The 1,467-nt window shown below is 35.0% G+C and carries 3 protein-coding genes; 2 read left to right on the top strand and 1 reads right to left on the bottom strand.

Translation table 11 applies throughout. The annotated features are described in order from the left end of the window. Both CGS49_RS14325 and CGS49_RS13450 read left to right on the top strand, forming a co-directional pair. A partial coding sequence (locus CGS49_RS14325) for a hypothetical protein (protein WP_207653411.1) occupies nucleotides 1-362 on the top strand: 362 nt, incomplete at its 5' end. Between the two features lie 90 nt (nucleotides 363-452). Then, nucleotides 453-791 carry an ATP cone domain-containing protein gene (locus tag CGS49_RS13450; protein ID WP_014608455.1) on the top strand — a complete coding sequence of 113 codons (339 nt, stop codon included), beginning with the start codon at nucleotides 453-455 and terminating at the stop codon, nucleotides 789-791. Between the two features lie 43 nt (nucleotides 792-834). Here CGS49_RS13450 and CGS49_RS13445 read toward each other — a convergent pair. Continuing rightward, nucleotides 835-1,467, bottom strand: a 633-nt coding sequence (locus CGS49_RS13445) for an aminotransferase class I/II-fold pyridoxal phosphate-dependent enzyme (protein WP_143405879.1), incomplete at its 5' end; no start/stop codon positions are given.

The raw sequence follows: 1,467 nt of genomic DNA, 5'->3' as shown, positions 1-1,467 counted from the left end.
AAAAAAGTAAATTATCTTTGCTAGTCCTACCAATAGTTTATCTCTTTGTTTTCGGAATGACCTATGTTTTGGGTGGGAATGTTTTGGCTACCGTCACTGTTTACAAAGATTATAGAGGACTTAAAACTATTTATAGTCAAGTGGACAAAATAGATATTCGTTATCTTGGGTCAAAATCGAGTAGTACTAGGATTGATGCTGTCTTTATTGATTCTGACGGACAGATTTATGACATGAATCTGATAAACGGTGACAAGAGAATTGCTAATCATATTCGACATAATCAGTCAATGTCCTATTCCTCAACTCTATCCTTTGATAAACATGGCAAACCACTTTACATTTCTAAATTCTTGGAATAATCAGTCCGAATAGCTCTTTCAGTGATTGACACTTGACAAATATGTAAATTCTCTGCATAATAAAAGAAAAAACCTGAAAAGAGGCTAGCCATGCAAATTATTAAACGTAATGGTCAAGTTGCTGAATTTGATCCTGATAAAATCTACCAAGCCATCTTAAAAGCAGCACAGACTGTGTATGTTCTTGATGATTCTTGGCGACAAAACCTTGCTCAAGTCACTAAAAAAGTAGCACTTGATCTACAAGATGCTCAAGTGGAACGTCCAACCATTAACATGATTCAATCATTGGTTGAAAATCGTCTTATGGAAGCTGGTTTCATCAATATCGCCGAGCATTATATTTCATACCGTTTACAACGAGATTTGGAGCGTAACGGTTATGGTGACAAAGTAATCGTACACCTACGCTTTGAACAGACTAAATAATAAAAAGCCATTGCTTTGATGGCTTTTTTGTATGTTTGAGTTTTTAGTCTATCATTTTCAAAAGTTTTAAAAAAGTCTTCAGTTCTTTTCCATGTCCTATTTGCATATAAGTCTCAGAAGTTGGTCTTATAAAGGATGTTTCTAAAAAGCGAATTTGTTTCTGAGCTTTGAAATTCTCTAATGAGACCCCTTTTGGAAGCTTCCAGGTAATGTGTCTAGGAGAAATCTGATAGGGAATGGAAACCTTAGCTTTCTCGATAGTTTCCTGACTTTTAGCCATGTTTTGTTGAAAAAGGTCTTTAAGTTTTTTAATATTTTTTTTGAACATACCATTATCAAGATAAATTGAAAGTGCTTTTTGCATGATGAGGTTGGTATCATAGTCAATAAGTCCTTTGTGGGACAAAAAGGTAGTCTTAAGGTTTGGTGGTAAGACGAGGCTACCTAGTCGTAAACCTGGAAAAAGTGCCATGGAAAAAGATTTGATATAGATGGTCTGATTTTGGGTATCATAGTAGTGAATTGGTAGATTTTTACTATCGCTAAAGTCACCCATATAATCGTCCTCGACGATATAGACATTATACTGTTTGGCAAGTTGAGCCACCTTTTCTTTTTCACTAGCAGTGTAGCTCAATCCAAGAGGATTTGAGTAACGACTAATGGTATAGAAAAA

The sequence above is a fragment of the Faecalibacterium langellae genome (assembly GCF_002549775.1).
GTDB classification, from domain to species: domain Bacteria; phylum Bacillota; class Clostridia; order Oscillospirales; family Ruminococcaceae; genus Faecalibacterium; species Faecalibacterium langellae.
Note: the sequence above shows the minus strand (reverse complement) of the source record. Positions and strands in the feature narration are given on the sequence as shown.